The sequence below is a fragment of the Aestuariispira ectoiniformans genome (assembly GCF_025136295.1).
Taxonomy (GTDB): domain Bacteria; phylum Pseudomonadota; class Alphaproteobacteria; order UBA8366; family Aestuariispiraceae; genus Aestuariispira_A; species Aestuariispira_A ectoiniformans.
Window position 1 is genome coordinate 3,977,325 of record NZ_CP062788.1, and the last position, 17,602, is coordinate 3,994,926.

Genomic DNA, 17,602 nt, shown 5'->3' on the forward strand with positions numbered 1-17,602 from the left:
GTGTTTTACGGCAAGTTTTCCAGCTAGACTTGCGAGGCGCTGAATCGGTAACGGGGCGCGGTAATATCCTGCTGTGCCTCAATCAGAGCCAGTTCCCGACCACCATATTCACGTGTTGCATAAAGCAGGCTGTAAATGGTCGACGTGGTGCGTTCCAGCGCCTTCCGCAGGCTTTTGGTCTGCAGGTAATGCCCGACGAACAGGGCCGCACAGGCATCCCCCGCCCCATTGGGCAGAACCGGAAAGCCCAAAAGCGGCGTTTCCACCAGCCAGGTCTCGTCACCGTCCGAAGCCAGCATCTCGATGCTATCCAAAGACGTATCCTTGCGGTCGAGGCTGGTCACAAGCACCATCTTCGGCCCGGCCTCCAGCAATTGGTCCACCGCAGCCTTGGCACTTTTCATATCAACCACCTTGCGGCCGGTCAGCAATTCCAGTTCGAAATGATTGGGCGTCAGGATATCGGCGGCCGGCAATGCATGGTCCCGGATAAAATCGGGGATGGTATCGCGCACATAAACGTCCTTGCCCACGTCCCCCATGACCGGATCACAGCAAAAGATCATGTCGCGGTTGGCCGCCCGCACCTTGTCCACCGCCGACAGCACCACTTCCCCCAGTTGCGCTGAGCCCAGATACCCCGACAGCACCACCTGACATTCCGGCAGCACACCGCGCTCCTCGATCCCCTGGATTATTGCGCCAACCTCATCCGGGTCCTGCACATTGCCACGAAAACTTTCGTAACCGGCATGATTGGAAAACAGAACGGTGTGCACCGGCCAGACCTCGAACCCCATCCGCTGCAGGGGGAAGACGGCGGCGGAATTCCCAACATGGCCGAAAGAAACATGACTTTGAATGGACAGGATCGACATAGACGCGCTCCACAGACGGAAAGACATTATATTTATAGAGATGGGGAGTTTGCCTCCCCGCGGACGGGTTTTATAGTGGCATCAAGAGTTAACATCATTGGGATAGATCATGCCAGTTGTCATCCGCCCCCGCCGTTCGGTCCTCTATATGCCGGGGTCCAACCCGCGTGCGCTGGAAAAAGGCCGAAGCCTGGCCGCCGACGCATTGATTCTCGATCTTGAGGATTCCGTTGCCGTCGACCGGAAGGAAGAGGCCCGGGATGCAATCGTCGCAACGCTCGCCCAGGGCGGCTATGGCGGCAGGGAACTGCTGGTGCGGGTCAACGGCCTGGACAGCCGTTGGGGCCGTGACGACCTGACTGCCATTGCCCGCGCCGGGGCGCATGGCATCGTCATGACCAAGGTGGAAAGCGCGGATATCGTACGCAAGACCGCCCATATTCTGGATGAGGGCGGCGCGCCGGAGACCCTTGCGATCTGGTGCATGATCGAAACCCCCATGGGCGTGCTGCGTGCAGAGGAAATCGCCGCCGCCGATCCAAGGATGGCGGGCCTGATCATGGGTACCGCGGATCTGGCGATGGAACTGAACTGCCAGAACACCATCACCCGCGAGGCCTTTCTCTACAGCCTCAGTAAATGCGTGCTGGCAGCCCGTGCCCATGGCCTGTCGATTCTGGACGGTGTCCACGAGGACCTGGAAGACGACGAAGGTTTTGCCACTAGCTGCCGACAGGGACGCGACCTGGGCTTTGACGGCAAAACCCTGATCCACCCGAAGACAATAGCGATGGCCAATGAGGTCTTCGGCCCGAACCTGGACGAATTGGACGAGGCTCGCGCGAAAATCAATGCCTTCGAAAAGGCCCAGGCCAACGGCCAGGGGGTCACGACCCTCAATGGCAAACTGGTGGAACATCTTCATGTAAAGCGCGCCCGCCGCCTGATCCAACTGGCCGAGATGATCGAACAATTGCAAGGCTGATACGGGCACGCCGATCGGTTATCCAGCCGACATCAATGCCCCGGCCCCATGCCGAAGCTGAGCGTGGAGACCAACCCCAGCTCGTCCACTTCCGGGTCGTCATCAACGGCCCGGTCGAGCGACGTCGAAATGACATTCAAGCCGTCGTTACGGATGGTGAAGCTCACCTTGCCATCCGCATCACTGACCAGACTTTCATTATCGCCGTCATTGATGAAGTCGGCGGCAACCACGGCCCCTTTCACCGGCTTGCCGTCGCTTAGAACCTGAACCGTCAACCGATCCCCCATCGACAGTTTCACCGGATCCTGTAACGGGACAATTTCCAGCGGCAGCCCTTTCGGTTCGATATTGCGCGAGCCGCTCTTCAGCAGGGCCACCATATATTTCAGGTAACGTCCGCTCTGAACCGCCCCCTTGACCTCCGGTCTTGGCTTATTGTGCCATTTGCCGCGTGCATCCTTGGTCCAATAGCCGTTGTCAAAGGTAACGACCACACCGGCAGCCTGCGGCGGTTCCTCCAGACGAATGTGATCGTTCATAGGATCGATTTTTACGGCCAGACCTCCGCCAGCCTTGTCAAAGGCGGTCGCCGACGTCACGCGGGCCGGGTTATAGGCATCGTCACCACCGCCATGTCCATAGACCACGGCAAGGTCGCCATAGCGCCGTTCAATCCAGGCTCCATGCCCCCAGGCGGTGCCGGACACAAGGGCCGTCACGAAGGCCAGTGCGAGCATTTTCTTCATTGCCAATCTCCACGTATGTTTTGTTATAACATCACGCTTTAATCATAATTGAAAATGCCTCGCAACATCATTTTCTATTTTCAGGAGAATTTTGGCAAGAAAGAAGCGCCGGGGGCGCCGACAGATGGGGGTTGAGGCCATTGTCGCATCCACGTCCCGGGCAACCCAGGGGACATTCCCGACGCTTCTTGATCGAACCCCGAAGGGTTCTTTTTCCTGGAAACGGTGTCCCGGATACCACGCCGGTGATCTCGGTCACCCTGGCAAAGCACCTTGACCTGGCGCGGCACCTGCCGGTGGTTCGCCACCGGCGGAAAGCCCCTAAACAGCATGTCGGACAAGGGAGATTGCCGCGTCACACTATCCGGCGTTTGGACTTCGGGCTTACGTCCTGCCCCAACGCAGCCGGTCATTCGCACAAAGGATTGTGACTGCCCTCAATCCCCTGTTGACCGGAAGGCACCGGTTTACCCGGTTTGCTTTCCCACGGAACAGACACCGAAGGCTAAGCTGTCTGTTCCGCCGCACAGGAAATCCCACACAGAACGTGTTTCCGGGATTTCCTCCAATCCTTTGATTTTCAAAGCTGAAGCTACGCCCCAAGCCCCTCTAAAACCAAGTCCAGGATTGGCGTTTCCATATAAAAATTGTCCGCTGAATCAATTTCAGAGTCCATAGAAAAGTAACGATTAAGTAAAAAAAGTTGTGCAAAAATTATATTCTAACCCACATCCCACACACAACTTATCCACACACTTTTCCACAAATAATAAGAATCAACACCTTAATGACTAAGTATTATTTCTTGAAATTTTACAGTAGCAACGGATTAGGCTCTCGATCACTATTCTGTCGCCCCGCATCCTTACAGCTTCGCTGAGAAGTCCCACCCGCCTTGCCGCCCCCACGGCCCCCTACGCCAACGTGGCATTAAAGTTGACTATTACCGTATATCAGTTATTCAGTGGCGGCCTCAGGCGCAGAAAACATCGTTTTTTTTTAGAGTTGAAGTAGATCATGCTATTCAATTCATTAGAGTTCTTATACTTTTTCCTTCCTGCGTCATTCTTGGGTTTCCAAATCCTACGACGCTACCGGCAAGGGGCTTTTGCGCTTTTCTTCCTCGGATTTTGTTCTCTATTCTTTTATGGCTGGTGGTCACCGGCCTATCTCATACTGTTACTGATCTCAATTATCGCAAACTTTTCACTGGGGCGCGCCATATCGCGGTCCTACAGCAAGGTAATACTGACTGTTGCGGTCATCGGAAATCTTACATTTATCGGCTGGTTCAAATATGCAAATTTCTTTGTTGGCAATTTGAATTGGGTAACAAATACAGATATTTCACTACCTGATATTATCCTGCCCTTAGGCATCTCATTTTTCACTTTTCAGCAAATCGCATATCTCGTTGACTGCTATAAACATAAAGTGGAGGAACATAGTTTTCTCCACTACCTGGTCTTCGTGTCGTTCTTTCCACAATTAATCGCGGGCCCTATCGTCCATCACGGCGAGATGATTCCCCAACTGGTGAACCGCATTCGCGAGAAGCAGAATTGGACCCTTGTTGCATTGGGGTTAACGCTGTTCGGTATCGGCCTATTCAAAAAAGTCATTCTGGCGGATAATCTCGCCGTCTATGTCAGCCCCATATTCGAAGCCGCCGACGCGGGCCACGCAGCCTCTCTGCTGGAGGCCTGGGCAGGTGCGTTGGGCTATACATTACAGCTCTATTTTGATTTCTCTGGTTACTCTGACATGGCGATCGGCTTGGGCTATCTGTTTGGTGTTGAATTGCCCGTGAATTTTTTTTCACCCTACAAGGCGGGTAGTATCATCGAATTTTGGCGGCGCTGGCACATGACACTGTCTCAATTCCTGCGCGATTACCTCTACATCCCTCTCGGTGGAAACCGCAAAGGGAAGGCTCGGCGCCATCTGAATCTCATGATCACCATGCTTTTAGGAGGTCTATGGCACGGGGCCGGGTGGAATTTTGTGATCTGGGGCGGGCTGCACGGCGGCTATCTGATCATCAACCACCTCTGGAGCGCCATTTTTCCGACAGCATCTGCGAATAGAGCATATACACTCGCCTGCCATACGGTGACCCTATTAGCAGTCATCACCGCCTGGGTGGTGTTCCGCGCCGAAACACTCGCAGGCGCTCTCAATATCCTTCAAGGTATGGCAGGGATGTCAGGAACAATACTGCCTCAGAGCCTCGCCGGTACGGCGTTTCTGTTCAATGATGCAATCATTGCGGAAAGCAAGGCAATCGGAGCGCTATCATCAATGTCTGCCTTCACAACAATAGGCATCGGCTTTCTAGTTGTGTTCCTTTTTCCAAACTGCGCAGAGATCCGCGCCTGGATTCTCGGCCAGGGTGAGAAACATGCCTTCTCGTGGCAGCTAAACAAACGTTGGCTAGGTGTGGCAACAATTACACTATGTGCTAGCTTATACGCCGTTACGTACTATGCGAACCGAGTATCCGAGTTCATCTATTTCCAGTTCTGAGAGCGCGTTCATGAGTGCCACCCGATTTATCGTCTGCTTGCTCTCTATCACCTTCACAATCCTTGCCCTGCCGGCAAGTTTGGTTGTTGTCGGTGACCCTTTTCAGGTTTTGCACCGTAACTGGTTTGGTCAAAATGGTTATCTAAATTCGGATCGCTTCCAGAATGCAGGCCTAATCAAGCGGTTGATTGCTGATCAGCCGGAGCGCCACGATTCAATAGTTCTTGGCACGTCCATGAGTCAAAATTTCGATATCCAGCAATTATCGGAAGAGATGAACTGGAAAGGGCCTGTCAAGCTAACCATCGCTGGTGGACGCGCGCGTGAGATCGCTGTCATTGCAACCGATGCCTTGCGGTCGGGCTCCATCAAACATGTTTTGTGGGAAATTTATTCGGGTTACGAGTTGAAAGACCCGTTCGCGCTGCACCCAGAAGCACCACTGCCACTTTATATGTATAGCGAGAATAGCATTGATCTCTGGCGCTATCTATTCAATCAGGACATCGTAGATAAAGCGGTTAAAACAATTTTTCGGCGGAATGACCGGAAGTTCAGAGACATAAAAAACTTGTACCGGTGGGAGCAACCGGAAGCCTTCCAGGCCTTTTCTTCACCCGCCAACATTGAGCAGCTAAACCGAAAGATGGCTGCAGCGCCACCATTATCCCCAAGAAGCGCCGGAAACGACTATTATCTGAACATTGATAAGAACCTGATTCCGATCATTAAAGCGCATCAGGATGTGGAGTTTAATCTATATTTCCCACCCACTTCCTATTACGGGCTGACGTTGACGACACCAGCGAAATTTTGGACAAGAATGAACACACGCAAATATCTGTTGGAGCGCGTATCTATATTCCCGAATGTCCATGTATTTGCCTTTGATCTCTACGATGATTTCGGCGCAAAAGCAGCTAATTATAAAGATCTTAGCCACTATTCGCCGGCCGTAAGCAAGGCGATTGTCAGGTATATTGCACAAGGTAAATTCGAAATTAGAGCGAATGAATGGGATGGCTATGTTGCGACGTTGCTCTTGAAACTGCAGCAATTCCGACAGAATACGCTGCAGGGCCAGAAGCAAACAGTAAGCAGGTCGCTCAACTAATTTGATCAGGCCTGCGAGATGCCTCGCACCTCACCTGGCACAACCATCGTGAGAGCCGACAGCATAACAAAAACATTACTTTGTTATGAATTTATTTATTTTTTTTGTTCTTAATGATCTCTGACCAATAGGCAACTGCATTAATTGCCTGTGCAACAAGGGTTGGGAGGAGGTCACAGTCATGTCGCTCAACATCGGAAGCCGCATTTTACTGGCGGCTGCGTTGATTGTCGTTTTGACGTTTATCGCATTCATTTTGTATTTCGACTTCAACCAGAGAAGCGAAATCCGGTCCGCGCTGCGCTCCAGCGTCGAGGAAACCGGCGCGCTGGCCACCACCAGCATTGCCAACTGGGTCAACGGGCGACAACTGCTGATCGAAAACACCGGTCAGAATATCGCCACGGCTGACGATACGAATGCGGACACCATCCGTACATTCGTCGACCGGCCGGTTTTGCAGGACAGCTTCATGTTCACCTATTACGGCAGTGCCACCGGCGCAATGACCATGAACCCGCCGGACGAACTGCCCTCGGACTACGACCCGCGCACACGCCCCTGGTACAAAGATGCCGCCAGTGCCCGGTCCAGCACATTGACCGAACCCTATGAAGATGCCTCCACCGGCAAACTCATCGTAACAATGGCCACGCCGGTTCAGGACGGCAGTACGCTCAAAGGCGTTGTCGGCGGCGACATCGACATCACCACCCTGGGAGATATCGTGCGCAACGTCGACCTCGGAGGTATCGGGTATGCCTTCCTGGTAAACAGCGAAGGCACGATCCTGATTCATCCTGACAAGGATTTCACCCTGACCCCGATGTCCAAGGCCTTCCCGGAGAATACCCCTTCCGTCAGCCAGGGCTTGAGCGCGATTGACGACAGCAGTGGTGATCAGATTTTCGTCTTCTTCCCTGTCAAAGGCCTGCCCACGGTCAAATGGTCACTCGGTTTCGCCATCGACCGCGACGCCGCCTTCGCCGCCCTGTCGAATTTCCGGTTAACCGCCATCATCACAGCAGTGATCGCGGTCTTCGCGATCATGATCCTGCTCGGGATTATGGTGCGGACAATGGTCTCCAAACCGGTCGTCGCCATGACCAGCGCCATGACGGAACTGGCCGGCGGCAACAAGAATGTCGATGTGCCAGGTACCGACAAAAAGGATGAAATCGGCTCCATGGCCTCCGCCGTGCTGGTCTTCAAGGAGAATGCAATCGAGATGGACCGCCTGGCAGAAGAAAACGAAAAGGCTGCCCAGCGCATGGAAGAAGAGCGCAAGCGGGCCCTGAATGACATGGCCGACTCCTTTGAAAAGACGGTCCTGTCCATCGTGGAGACAGTCGCCAAGGCCGCCGAAAACACCCAGAAGGTGGCGGGCGAACTGACCGACAGTGCGGCGGAATCGAATTCCCGTGCAATCGCCGTTTCCAATGCCGCCGCCGAAACCACGCAAAGCGTACAGACCGTCGCCGCGGCAACAGAGGAACTGTCTGCGGCGATCAAGGAAATCGGCGTGCAGGTTTCCCAGTCGATCCAGGTCGCCAGCGAGGCAGTGCAGGGTATCGACCGAACCGGCAGCTCGGTTTCCAAACTGGCCGATGCAGCCCAGCATATCGGCGAGGTTGTCACCCTGATCAACGAAATCGCCGATCAGACCAACCTGCTGGCGCTGAACGCCACGATCGAGGCCGCCCGTGCGGGCGATGCAGGCAAGGGCTTTGCCGTTGTCGCGAGCGAAGTGAAATCGCTCGCCTCCCAGACCGGTAAGGCGACCGAGGAAATCGGCACCCAGGTCGAAGGCATTCAGTCCTCCAGCACACAGTCAGTCGATGAAACCGGCCAGATCAAGACCACCATCGACCGGATCAGCGAATTCACCAACGCCATCGCGGCAGCCGTTGAACAACAAGGCGTGGCGACACGGGAAATCGCCGACAGCGTCCAAAAGGCCGCGACCGGCACCCAGGAGGTTTCCAGCAACGTGGCAGCCGTAACGGAGGCCTCCTCGATGGTCAGCGAGGAAGCCAAGCGCCTGTTGGACTCTTCCAGCGAAATGCAGGCACAGGCGGAAAACCTGCGCAAGGAAGTGAGGGATTTCCTCTCCACGGTTCGCAAAAGCTGATCCGGCGGAGAAAAAGCCCGAAGAAGCAATGGGGGAGACGGTTCTGCCGTCTCCCCCTTATTCGTTTTGTGCGACCGGATCAGATCGGCTGGGCCGTGGGCCGGAACAGGATTTCGTTCACGTCCACATCCTCAGGTTCATTCACGGCGAAGGCAGCCATACGCGCGAAACTGTCGGCCGGAATCGCGATCTGGCTCACGAACTCTTTCGTCTGCGCCTGGATCTCTTTTTCGGTAATATGGTCAAGTAATTCCGTTGCAACGGCACCTGGCGAAATCACCGTGGTGCGGATGTTGTAAGGCTTCACTTCCTGACGCAAGCCTTCCGACAGGGCCCGAACACCGAACTTGGTCGCGCAATAGACGGTGGCGTCCGGACCGAGTTTATGACCGTAGACGGATGACACATTGATGATATGGCCGGATTTCTGGGCCTACATATGGGGAAGTGCCGCGGCGATACCATAAAGCACCCCCTTCAGATTGACGTCGATCATTTGATCCCATTCGTCGACCTTCAACCGCTCCAGCGGCGCCAACGGCATCACCCCCGCATTTACTTTGCTGGTCGATGCCCTGCGCTATCGCGGCTCCCCGGACGCGCCGGCCTAGTCCCCAGACAATGAATGGTTGGTTTTTTTTCAAATTTGGTGCCCCAATTCGTTGATCTTTCCCGCAATGCACAAGAAAAACTTTTGACAGGCAACGCACCAGGAGTAGTTTAGGACGTGATCCAAAGCGGTGATTTTTTTCGTAAAAACGACCGCGGGCCTCGGGATCAGGAGGGGGTTGAGGATTTCGGCCCCAAACACGGACAAGGGAAATATGTGCGGTGCAACCGCCAATCACACATTTAAGGGGTGGTCATGAGCTCTGAAAACAGGCCTCTGTCCCCGCATTTGCAAATTTATCGCTGGCAGTGGACCATGGCGTATTCGATTCTGCACCGTGCAACGGGTGTTGCACTGGCAGTCGGCGCATTGTTCCTGGCTTGCTGGTTGATCGCGCTTGCGGGAGGCGCAGACGACTTCAACGCCGTCCAGGCATTCTCCACTTCCATCATCGGCCGCGTGCTGTTGCTGGGCTGGACCTGGTCGCTTTTCTATCACCTTCTCAATGGCATTCGGCATCTGGTCTGGGACAGCGGTCGCTGGCTCGACCTGAAATGCGCTGAGTTGTCCGGGCATGCAGCCGTGGCGGGATCCGTCATTCTGACGCTGATCGCCTGGGCCATCGCCTATATGTAAGGGAGCGAGCGGATATGTCGTTGAAAACTCCATTGGCCAAAGCACGTGGCCTGGGTTCCGCCAAGGAAGGCGTCCACCACTGGTGGGTACAGCGTATTTCGGGCGCCGCCCTGGTACCGCTAACCCTGTGGTTCGTCTTTGCCGTCGCGACCATGACCGGCAGCGACCATGCTGCTGTTGCCGCCTGGGCCGCCACCCCGGTGAACACCGTTCTGCTGGTGCTGTTGGTGGCAACCACCTTCCACCACGCCCATCTGGGTTTGCAGGTGGTGATCGAGGACTATGTCCATAACGGCTTCTGGAAGCTTGTTTTGCTTGTCGGCATCAAATGGCTGAGCGCACTGATCGGTGTCGCCGCCATCATCGCCGTCCTTAAAGTCGCGTTCGGAGGTTAAGGGTTATGGCTCAATCTTACGAAATCATCGACCACGCCTATGACGTGGTTGTCGTCGGTGCCGGGGGCGCGGGCCTTCGCGCCACATTCGGCCTGGCGGAAGCCGGGCTGAAGACCGCCTGCATCACCAAGGTCTTCCCGACCCGCAGTCACACGGTTGCCGCACAGGGCGGGATTTCCGCCTCACTGGGTAACATGGGTGATGATAACTGGCGCTGGCATATGTATGACACCGTCAAGGGGTCGGACTGGCTGGGCGACCAGGACGCCATCGAATATATGGTGCGTGAAGCTGTTCCCGCCATTATCGAGCTGGAACATTACGGCGTGCCCTTCAGCCGTACCGAAGAAGGCAAGATCTACCAGCGCCCCTTCGGCGGCATGACCACGCATTTCGGTGAAGGCCCCGCAGCACAGCGTACCTGTGCGGCAGCCGACCGGACCGGCCACGCCATCCTGCACACGCTCTACCAGCAGTCCCTGAAACACCAGGCGGAATTCTATATCGAATATTTCGCCCTGGACCTGATCATGGACGACGAAGGTGTCTGCCGCGGCGTCATGGCCTGGAACCTGGACGACGGGACCATCCACCGCTTCCGTGCGAAGCAGGTGATCCTGGCGACCGGCGGTTATGGCCGTGCCTATTTCTCCGCCACTTCCGCGCATACCTGCACGGGTGATGGTGGCGGCATGGTGCTGCGCGCAGGGCTGCCGTTGCAGGATCTGGAATTCGTTCAGTTCCACCCGACAGGTATCTACGGCGCAGGTTGCCTGATCACCGAGGGTGTCCGTGGTGAAGGTGGTTACCTGACCAACTCTGAAGGCGAGCGTTTCATGGAACGCTATGCGCCGTCGGCCAAGGACCTGGCCAGCCGTGACGTGGTCAGCCGTTCCATGACCATGGAGATCAACGCCGGTCGCGGTGTGGGTCCAAACAAGGACCATATCCACCTGCATATCTCGCATCTGGACCCGGCCATCATCGAAGAACGCCTGCCCGGCATCGCCGAAAGCGCGCGCATCTTCGCCGGTGTCGACGTGACCAAGGAACCGATCCCGGTCATCCCGACCTGCCATTACAACATGGGCGGTATCCCCACCAACTATCACGGTGAGGTCGTCACCCTTAAAGACGGTAACCCGGACGCTGTTGTCCCCGGCCTGATGGCTGCGGGCGAGGCGGCCTGCGTTTCCGTCCACGGTGCAAACCGTCTGGGCTCCAACTCGCTGCTGGACCTTGTGGTCTTCGGCCGCGCCGCGGCGCTGCGTTGTGCGGAAACCGTCGATCCGAACGAAAGCCACAAAACGTTGCCGGCCGACGCCGGTCACGAGGCGCTGGACCGTCTGGACCGCCTGCGCCATGCCAATGGCGAACATTCCACCGCGTCGCTGCGCGGTGAGATGCAGCGCGTGATGCAACAGCATTGCGCGGTCTTCCGGACGGGCGACAGCCTGCAGGAAGGTGTCGACAAGCTGAAAGCCACCTGGGAGAAGAAGAAGGACATCAAGGTCTCCGACCGTTCGATGGTCTGGAACTCCGACCTTGTGGAGACGCTGGAGCTGGAAAACCTGATGTCCCAGGCCATGGTGACCATCACCGGTGCGGAAAACCGGAAAGAATCCCGCGGCGCGCAAGCCCGTGAGGATTACCCGGACCGTGACGATGAGAACTGGATGAAACACACGCTGGCATGGTGTGACGAGGCGGGCAAGGTCACGATGGCCGACCGTCCGGTTCACATGAACCCCATGTCCAACGACGTCCAGTCCGTGCCGCCCAAGGCACGCGTCTACTAAGGCCGGGATAGAGGAGACAACGAAATGGCTGAATTTTCTCTGCCCGCCAACTCCAAGGTCCAGGAAGGCAAGTCCTGGAACAAGGCCGAGGGCAAGAATGTCAAAACCTTCCGCATCTATCGCTGGGATGGCGACAGCGGGGAAAACCCGCGTGTCGACAGCTATGAGGTAGATCTGGACGAATGCGGCCCGATGGTGCTTGACGCGCTGATCAAGATCAAGAACGAGATTGATCCGACGTTGACCTTCCGCCGGTCCTGCCGTGAGGGCATCTGCGGGTCCTGTGCGATGAATATCGACGGGACCAACACGCTGGCCTGCACCAAATATATTTCCGACGTGAAAAAGGAAAAGGACGTTGCGGTCTATCCGCTGCCCCATATGAGCGTCGTCAAGGATCTGGTGCCGGACCTGAACCGTGCCTATGCACAGCTTGCTTCGGTCGAACCCTGGATGAAGACCCAGTCACCGCCGCCGCCGGACAAGGAACGCCTGCAGTCGCCGGAAGAACGGAAAAAACTGGATGGCCTTTACGAATGCATTCTGTGCTTCTGCTGTGCCACATCCTGCCCGTCCTATTGGTGGAACGGCGACCGGTATCTCGGCCCGGCGGTGTTGTTGCAGGCCTATCGCTGGATCGCGGACAGCCGCGACGAATATACCGGCGAGCGCCTGGACAACCTGGAAGATCCGTTCCGGCTTTACCGTTGCCACACGATCATGAACTGCTCCAAGACCTGCCCGAAAGGCCTCAACCCGGCCAAGGCGATCGCGGAGATCAAAAAGCTCATGGTCGAACGCAAAGGCTAAGCCCGACCAACGGTCGATATCTGAGAAGCCGCCTCCGGGCGGCTTCTTTTATTTTTGGGATAACCGCTCTGCCACGAATTGTTCCATCAACTCCCGCGCGGTCACGGAAAACAGGTTGATGCGCCTTGTATGGGCAAGCAGCAGCAGGCCTGTGGCATGGGCAAAGGTGGCGGCAGTGATACGCTCCCCGGCCTCCCGGTCGCCGCTCAACGCAATCGCAGCCTCCATCATCGGCGATAGGGCATCCATCAGGGCGGCGTTCAGGCTGGGGTCCCAGTCCCGGCCCAGACCGCTGGGGCGGATCCCACCGTGGAACAGATAAAATCCCAGGTCCAGGTCCTTGGGATTTTGTTCATAGAAATCATAGAAGGCCATCACAGCCGCCCGGAATCGCGCCTCCGGCGCTGATAACCTTTCCACCGACGCCGCGACATAGGCTTGCAGCCTCGTCAGGGACATCTGCAGCAATTCCCCGTAAAGCGCCTCTTTGGAATCGAAATGAAAATAAAGCGCGGCGGGTGTGTATCCCGCCTTGGTTGCGATGGAGCGCAGGGATGCCCCCTCCAAACCGTCGGCCTCAAACACCTCGCGGGCAACGTCCAGAATACGGGATCGCTTTGCCTCTTTTGCAGCGCGCTTCTTCGTTTCGGCTTTCATCAATCTATTTTTTCTAACAGTGTTAAAAAATTGTTTGACCAAATTTCTAACACTGTTAGATTTTCTACTCAAGATGGTTTGCGTTATGATTCAGTCACGTGAGCTTTAAAAAGCGAGACAGATCATGTCGAACAATGTTTACAGCAATCACGACGTCTATAACCAGCCAAGCGATCTGGCGGACGTCAACCTGTTCGAAACCGACCTGCCCCTGCAAGCTGCCTGCAAGGCTTTCGGGGCGGACTGGGCAATTGACCATCTGAACCGCACAGGCGCTGTCACCGGCAGTGCCCATGTGCAGAAGCTGGCATGGGAGGCAAACCGCCATACGCCGGAGCTTCGCACCCACGACCGGACCGGCCACCGGATTGACGAGATTCATTTTCATCCAGCCTGGCACCACCTGATGACACTGGCCTATGAGGGGGAGCTGCATTCACTGGCCTGGACGGAGAAGAAAGCCGGCGCCCATGTGGCGCGCGCTGCCCTGTCCTATCTCTGGAACCAGGCCGAAAACGGCATCTGCTGTCCGGCGGGCATGACCTTCGCCTCGATTGCCACTCTGCGCCACGCGCCGGTACTGGCGGAAATCTGGCAACCGCAAATCCTGCGCCCGGCCTATGATGAGCGCCCCCTGCCTGCCGAACAGAAAACGGGCCTGACCGTCGGTATGGCCATGACCGAAAAACAGGGCGGTTCTGACCTGCGACAGGTACAGACCACAGCCAAACCGGCAGGTAAAAGCCGCGGGCCGGGATCAAGCTGGCTGCTGGACGGGCATAAATGGTTCTTTTCCGTTCCCCAGTCGGACCTATTCCTGACGCTGGCGCGTACCGACAAGGGGGTTACCTGCTTCCTTGCACGCGGCTGGTTGGAAGACGGACAACGCAACCGGCTGAAACTACAGCGGCTGAAAGAGAAATGCGGCAACCGGTCCAACGCCTCCTCAGAGGTGGAATTCTACGGTCTTGAGGCAACAATTGTCGGCGAGGAAGGCCGTGGTATCCGTACGCTGCTGGAGATGGCGCATCTGACGCGGCTGGACTGTGCGATCAGTTCCGCGGGCCTGATGCGTCAGGCCGTCAGCCAGGCAATCCATCACTGCGCCAACCGGTCAGCCTTTCAGAAGCGCCTGATAGAACAGCCGGTCATGGGCCAGGTCATCGCCGATCTCGCCCTGGAGGCGGAGACGATGATGTGGATGGGCCTGCGCGCGGCTGCCAGCCTGGACCGCAGCGAGGCTGATGAAACCGAAGCCCTGCTAAACCGGATCACAATCCCCATGGCCAAATACTGGGCCTGCAAACGCGCACCCATGGTGGCCGCAGAGGCGCTGGAATGCCACGGCGGCAATGGTTTTGTCGAAGACCACATGATGGCGCGGCTTTACCGGGAGGCCCCGCTCAATGGCGTCTGGGAGGGTAGCGGTAATATCATCTGTCTGGATGTGGCGCGCGCCCTTCACCAAAAACCGGAATGCGGCGAAGCCTTCCTCGCAATGTTATCCGGACAACGTGGCAAGGACAGCCGCCTGGACTCCGCGATTGACACGTTGGCCGAAGACCTGCCGAAACTGGTGAGGGATGAAACCCTGGCCCGCCACGTGGTGGGCAAGATGGCGATTGCCTATCAGGCCTCCCTGCTGTTGGAACATGCCCCGGCAGAGATCGCCGAAAGCTTCTGTAACGCAAGATTGGGTACGGGTTGGAACGGCCATTTCGGTGGCAGTGACAGCCCGTTGCCGGTGAACACCATCATCGACCGGATGCGGGTCGCCACCGGCGAGGGTACGTGAAGGCGTATCCGTGGCCGATTGTCCATTCAATCGGCCCGCAGTTTTTGCCTCCTACTCGCGAGCGGTTGCGCCCACAACCCTCGCCTTCTTTTTTGGCAGCACGTAGCCACCTACCGCCCACAAAACCGGACAACGCCGCAGGACCGATTAACCATCGGTTAAGCTGCTTGGCATACACTCACCTCTAACGACCTCCCAGGGCATTTAGGGGGGAGGAGGCTGGAAGACCGTAACTGGAAGGTTTGTTCTGGCCATGTTAAATTTTCTCGCCAAACGGCGACTACAGGTAGTTATTCCCTCGATTATCGTTGTCATCGCGGTACTCGCAACCGCCGTCGCCGGTATCGCCAGCTATGTTATCGGGCGCGATGCCCTGAATAGGGAAGCGACCGGCAAACTGGTGGCGCTCGCAGAAGCACGCCGGTCGGCACTCAGCGATTATCTGGAATCAATCCGTCAGGACTTGCGAATCCAGGCAGAAAACCCTGCGATCAAAACCATGCTGGATCAGTATATTTCCAGTTGGGGCGCGATGGGCAGCAACCAGCAGAAAACGCTGCAGGACCTCTATATCAACAATAACCCCAACAAGACCGGAGAGAAGGACAAACTGGTCGATGCCGGGGATGGTTCCTACTACAGCAAATACCACGCCCGCTATCACCCCTGGATGAACCGGTTACAGCGCGACCGTGGCTACTACGATATCTTCCTGTTCGATACCGAGGGTAACCTGGTCTACACGGTCTTCAAGGAGCTGGACTACGCCACAAACCTCATAAACGGCAAATGGGCTGATACGGGGCTTGGCACCGTTTATCGCGAGGCAATGAAAGCAGGCAAAAAGGGAGACGTCGTTTTTGACGATTTCAAACCCTACGCCCCCAGCCTTGGAGCCCCCGCCAGCTTTATCGCTACTCCGGTCATGAGCGAGGACGGCAAGTCGGTTCTGGGTGTTTTGGCCTTCCAGATGCCGATTGACCGGCTTAACAACGTTCTCCACCAGACCGCAGGCATGGGTGAAACCGGCGAGACCTATGTGGTCGGCGAAGATTTCCTGATGCGAACCGATTCCCGCTTCAGCGAGGAATCGACAATCCTGAAACGAAAAATTGACACCCAAAGCGTGGAGGATGCCCTCAAAGGTAAGACCGGCGCGGTGAATATCGACGACTATCGCGGTGTCCCAGTCGTCTCGGCCTATACACCCGTGACGTTTGAAGGAACAACCTGGGCAGTCATCGCGGAAATCGACGAAGACGAGATATTCGCGCCCGCCGCGCATATGCTCAATTCCGCGATCATCATTCTGGTGATCACCACGATTATCGCGATTGCAATCGGCCTTCTGTTCGGCCGGGGCATCGCCTCGCCGATCACAAAGTCTGTCGGCATCATGGAAGAACTGGCCAAGGGTAATCTCGAGGTCGAAGTCGACGACATGGGCTGGCAGAATGCGATCGGGCGAATGCTGCGCGCCCTGCAGCAATTCAAGGAGAACCTGATCGAGAACCGCCGCCTGAACGAAGAGCAGCAAAAAGAAGACCAGCGCAAACTGGAGCGCGCCGAACAGGTTCAGCAATGGATCGAGGAATTCAACCAGTCTTCGGGCCGCGCAATCGAATCCGTCTCAGGTGCCTCAGATTCCATGCAAAAGACAGCGACAACCATGTCGTCCGCTGTGGAACAGACCAACAGCCTTTCCGCCAGCGTCGCCGCGGCCGCAGAACAGGCATCCACGAATGTGAACACGGTCGCCGGTGCCGCGGAAGAGCTGACCTCCTCCATCCACGAGATCAGCAATCAGGTCCAGAAATCCAGCGAGATCGCCCGACAGGCCGTGACAGAGGCCGAGGCCAGCGACAAACTGGTGCAGGGACTTGTGGAAAGCGCAGACCGGATTGGTGAGGTTGTCACCCTGATCAACGAGATCGCCGACCAGACCAACCTGCTGGCGCTGAACGCGACCATCGAGGCTGCCCGGGCCGGTGATGCCGGCAAGGGCTTTGCCGTGGTTGCCAACGAGGTGAAATCACTTGCCTCGCAGACCGGCAAGGCAACCGAGGAAATCGGTTCGCAAGTCGTCAGCATCCAGGCCGCAACCAAGGAAACCGTGACCGCGATCCAGAACATCACCAAGATCATCAAGGATATCAACGAAATCACCACAGGCATTGCCTCCGCCGTGGAGGAACAGGGTGCTGCAACCCAGGAAATCGCCCGAAACACCCAACAGGCCGCTGCCGGGACCAAGGACGTTACCAGCAACATCTCCGGCGTCAGCAAGGCCGCTGCCGACAGCGACGACGCAACAAAACTGGTGATGACGGCTGCCAACGACCTGTCGGAACAATCAGAAAACCTGAGGCGGGAAATCGACAGTTTTATCAACAAGATCAAATCCGCCTGACGAAATAAGCCAGTAAAACCTCACACCCTGGGCTGCCTTTCCGGCAGCCCTTTTTCTTTTGGTCCATTTTTCCGGAAAGCCCCGGGCCTTTGGCTCTGCCACACCCT

At 56.5% G+C, this 17,602-nt stretch carries 13 protein-coding genes and 1 pseudogene; 10 read left to right on the forward strand and 4 right to left on the reverse strand.

Features of this window, described 5'->3' with window-relative positions; all coding sequences use genetic code 11:
* Positions 1-23: 23 nt before the first annotated feature.
* Entirely contained in the window at positions 24-878 is an 855-nt protein-coding gene (gene pdxY, locus IF205_RS18750) for a pyridoxal kinase PdxY (RefSeq protein ID WP_259780881.1), read from the reverse strand.
* A gap of 109 nt (positions 879-987) precedes the next feature.
* On the opposite strand from pdxY, the gene IF205_RS18755 reads away from it, so the two are divergent.
* A complete protein-coding gene (locus IF205_RS18755) occupies positions 988-1,863 on the forward strand; it encodes an HpcH/HpaI aldolase/citrate lyase family protein (RefSeq protein ID WP_259780882.1) in 876 nt (291 codons plus the stop codon).
* Positions 1,864-1,895: 32 nt separating this feature from the next.
* On the opposite strand, the gene IF205_RS18760 is transcribed toward IF205_RS18755, so the two are convergent.
* Entirely contained in the window at positions 1,896-2,612 is a 717-nt protein-coding gene (locus IF205_RS18760; protein ID WP_259780883.1) for a DUF4198 domain-containing protein, read from the reverse strand.
* Positions 2,613-3,629: 1,017 nt separating this feature from the next.
* On the opposite strand from IF205_RS18760, the gene IF205_RS18765 reads away from it, so the two are divergent.
* From IF205_RS18765 to IF205_RS18775, 3 genes are all read left to right on the forward strand, one after another.
* A complete protein-coding gene (locus IF205_RS18765) occupies positions 3,630-5,138 on the forward strand; it encodes an MBOAT family O-acyltransferase (protein WP_259780884.1) in 1,509 nt (502 codons plus the stop codon).
* Between the two features lie 10 nt (positions 5,139-5,148).
* Positions 5,149-6,252: a hypothetical protein gene (locus IF205_RS18770; protein ID WP_259780885.1), complete on the forward strand. Its 1,104-nt coding sequence runs from the start codon at positions 5,149-5,151 to the stop codon at positions 6,250-6,252.
* Between the two features lie 181 nt (positions 6,253-6,433).
* Positions 6,434-8,383 carry a methyl-accepting chemotaxis protein gene (locus IF205_RS18775; RefSeq protein WP_259780886.1) on the forward strand — a complete coding sequence of 650 codons (1,950 nt, stop codon included), beginning with the start codon at positions 6,434-6,436 and terminating at the stop codon, positions 8,381-8,383.
* A gap of 79 nt (positions 8,384-8,462) precedes the next feature.
* On the opposite strand, the pseudogene IF205_RS18780 reads toward IF205_RS18775, so the two are convergent.
* A pseudogene (locus IF205_RS18780) lies at positions 8,463-8,927 on the reverse strand (SDR family oxidoreductase).
* A gap of 321 nt (positions 8,928-9,248) precedes the next feature.
* Between IF205_RS18780 and sdhC the strand changes: the two are divergent.
* From sdhC to IF205_RS18800, 4 genes are read left to right on the forward strand one after another with little or no spacing between them, the layout of a single operon-like run.
* Positions 9,249-9,629 (forward strand): succinate dehydrogenase, cytochrome b556 subunit, encoded by a 381-nt coding sequence (gene sdhC, locus IF205_RS18785; protein ID WP_259780887.1) that lies wholly within the window; start codon positions 9,249-9,251, stop codon positions 9,627-9,629.
* Positions 9,630-9,643: 14 nt separating this feature from the next.
* Entirely contained in the window at positions 9,644-10,024 is a 381-nt protein-coding gene (gene sdhD, locus IF205_RS18790) for a succinate dehydrogenase, hydrophobic membrane anchor protein (RefSeq protein ID WP_259780888.1), read from the forward strand.
* 5 nt (positions 10,025-10,029) lie between these two features.
* Entirely contained in the window at positions 10,030-11,823 is a 1,794-nt protein-coding gene (sdhA, locus tag IF205_RS18795) for a succinate dehydrogenase flavoprotein subunit (protein WP_259780889.1), read from the forward strand.
* A 24-nt stretch (positions 11,824-11,847) separates the two neighbouring features.
* Positions 11,848-12,633: a succinate dehydrogenase iron-sulfur subunit gene (locus IF205_RS18800; protein WP_259780890.1), complete on the forward strand. Its 786-nt coding sequence runs from the start codon at positions 11,848-11,850 to the stop codon at positions 12,631-12,633.
* Between the two features lie 48 nt (positions 12,634-12,681).
* Here IF205_RS18800 and IF205_RS18805 read toward each other — a convergent pair whose 3' ends face one another.
* Positions 12,682-13,290, reverse strand: a complete 609-nt coding sequence (locus tag IF205_RS18805; RefSeq protein ID WP_259780891.1) for a TetR/AcrR family transcriptional regulator — start codon at positions 13,288-13,290, stop codon at positions 12,682-12,684.
* 124 nt (positions 13,291-13,414) lie between these two features.
* Here IF205_RS18805 and IF205_RS18810 point away from each other — a divergent pair, with 124 nt between their 5' ends.
* Positions 13,415-15,085 (forward strand): acyl-CoA dehydrogenase family protein, encoded by a 1,671-nt coding sequence (locus IF205_RS18810; RefSeq protein WP_259780892.1) that lies wholly within the window; start codon positions 13,415-13,417, stop codon positions 15,083-15,085.
* Positions 15,086-15,338: 253 nt separating this feature from the next.
* The gene (locus IF205_RS18815; RefSeq protein ID WP_259780893.1) at positions 15,339-17,495 is read left to right on the forward strand and encodes a methyl-accepting chemotaxis protein; all 2,157 of its coding nucleotides are present in this window, start codon (positions 15,339-15,341) and stop codon (positions 17,493-17,495) included.
* Positions 17,496-17,602 lie beyond the last annotated feature (107 nt).

Bases quoted from the DNA above. Each gene is read 5' to 3' on its own strand.
- pdxY (WP_259780881.1), bottom strand. From the start codon at position 878: ATGTCGATCCTGTCCATTCAAAGTCATGTTTCTTTCGGCCATGTTGGG.
- IF205_RS18755 (WP_259780882.1), top strand. From the start codon at position 988: ATGCCAGTTGTCATCCGCCCCCGCCGTTCGGTCCTCTATATGCCGGGG.
- IF205_RS18760 (WP_259780883.1), bottom strand. From the start codon at position 2,612: ATGAAGAAAATGCTCGCACTGGCCTTCGTGACGGCCCTTGTGTCCGGC.
- IF205_RS18765 (WP_259780884.1), top strand. From the start codon at position 3,630: ATGCTATTCAATTCATTAGAGTTCTTATACTTTTTCCTTCCTGCGTCA.
- IF205_RS18770 (WP_259780885.1), top strand. From the start codon at position 5,149: ATGAGTGCCACCCGATTTATCGTCTGCTTGCTCTCTATCACCTTCACA.
- IF205_RS18775 (WP_259780886.1), top strand. From the start codon at position 6,434: ATGTCGCTCAACATCGGAAGCCGCATTTTACTGGCGGCTGCGTTGATT.
- sdhC (WP_259780887.1), top strand. From the start codon at position 9,249: ATGAGCTCTGAAAACAGGCCTCTGTCCCCGCATTTGCAAATTTATCGC.
- sdhD (WP_259780888.1), top strand. From the start codon at position 9,644: ATGTCGTTGAAAACTCCATTGGCCAAAGCACGTGGCCTGGGTTCCGCC.
- sdhA (WP_259780889.1), top strand. From the start codon at position 10,030: ATGGCTCAATCTTACGAAATCATCGACCACGCCTATGACGTGGTTGTC.
- IF205_RS18800 (WP_259780890.1), top strand. From the start codon at position 11,848: ATGGCTGAATTTTCTCTGCCCGCCAACTCCAAGGTCCAGGAAGGCAAG.
- IF205_RS18805 (WP_259780891.1), bottom strand. From the start codon at position 13,290: ATGAAAGCCGAAACGAAGAAGCGCGCTGCAAAAGAGGCAAAGCGATCC.
- IF205_RS18810 (WP_259780892.1), top strand. From the start codon at position 13,415: ATGTCGAACAATGTTTACAGCAATCACGACGTCTATAACCAGCCAAGC.
- IF205_RS18815 (WP_259780893.1), top strand. From the start codon at position 15,339: ATGTTAAATTTTCTCGCCAAACGGCGACTACAGGTAGTTATTCCCTCG.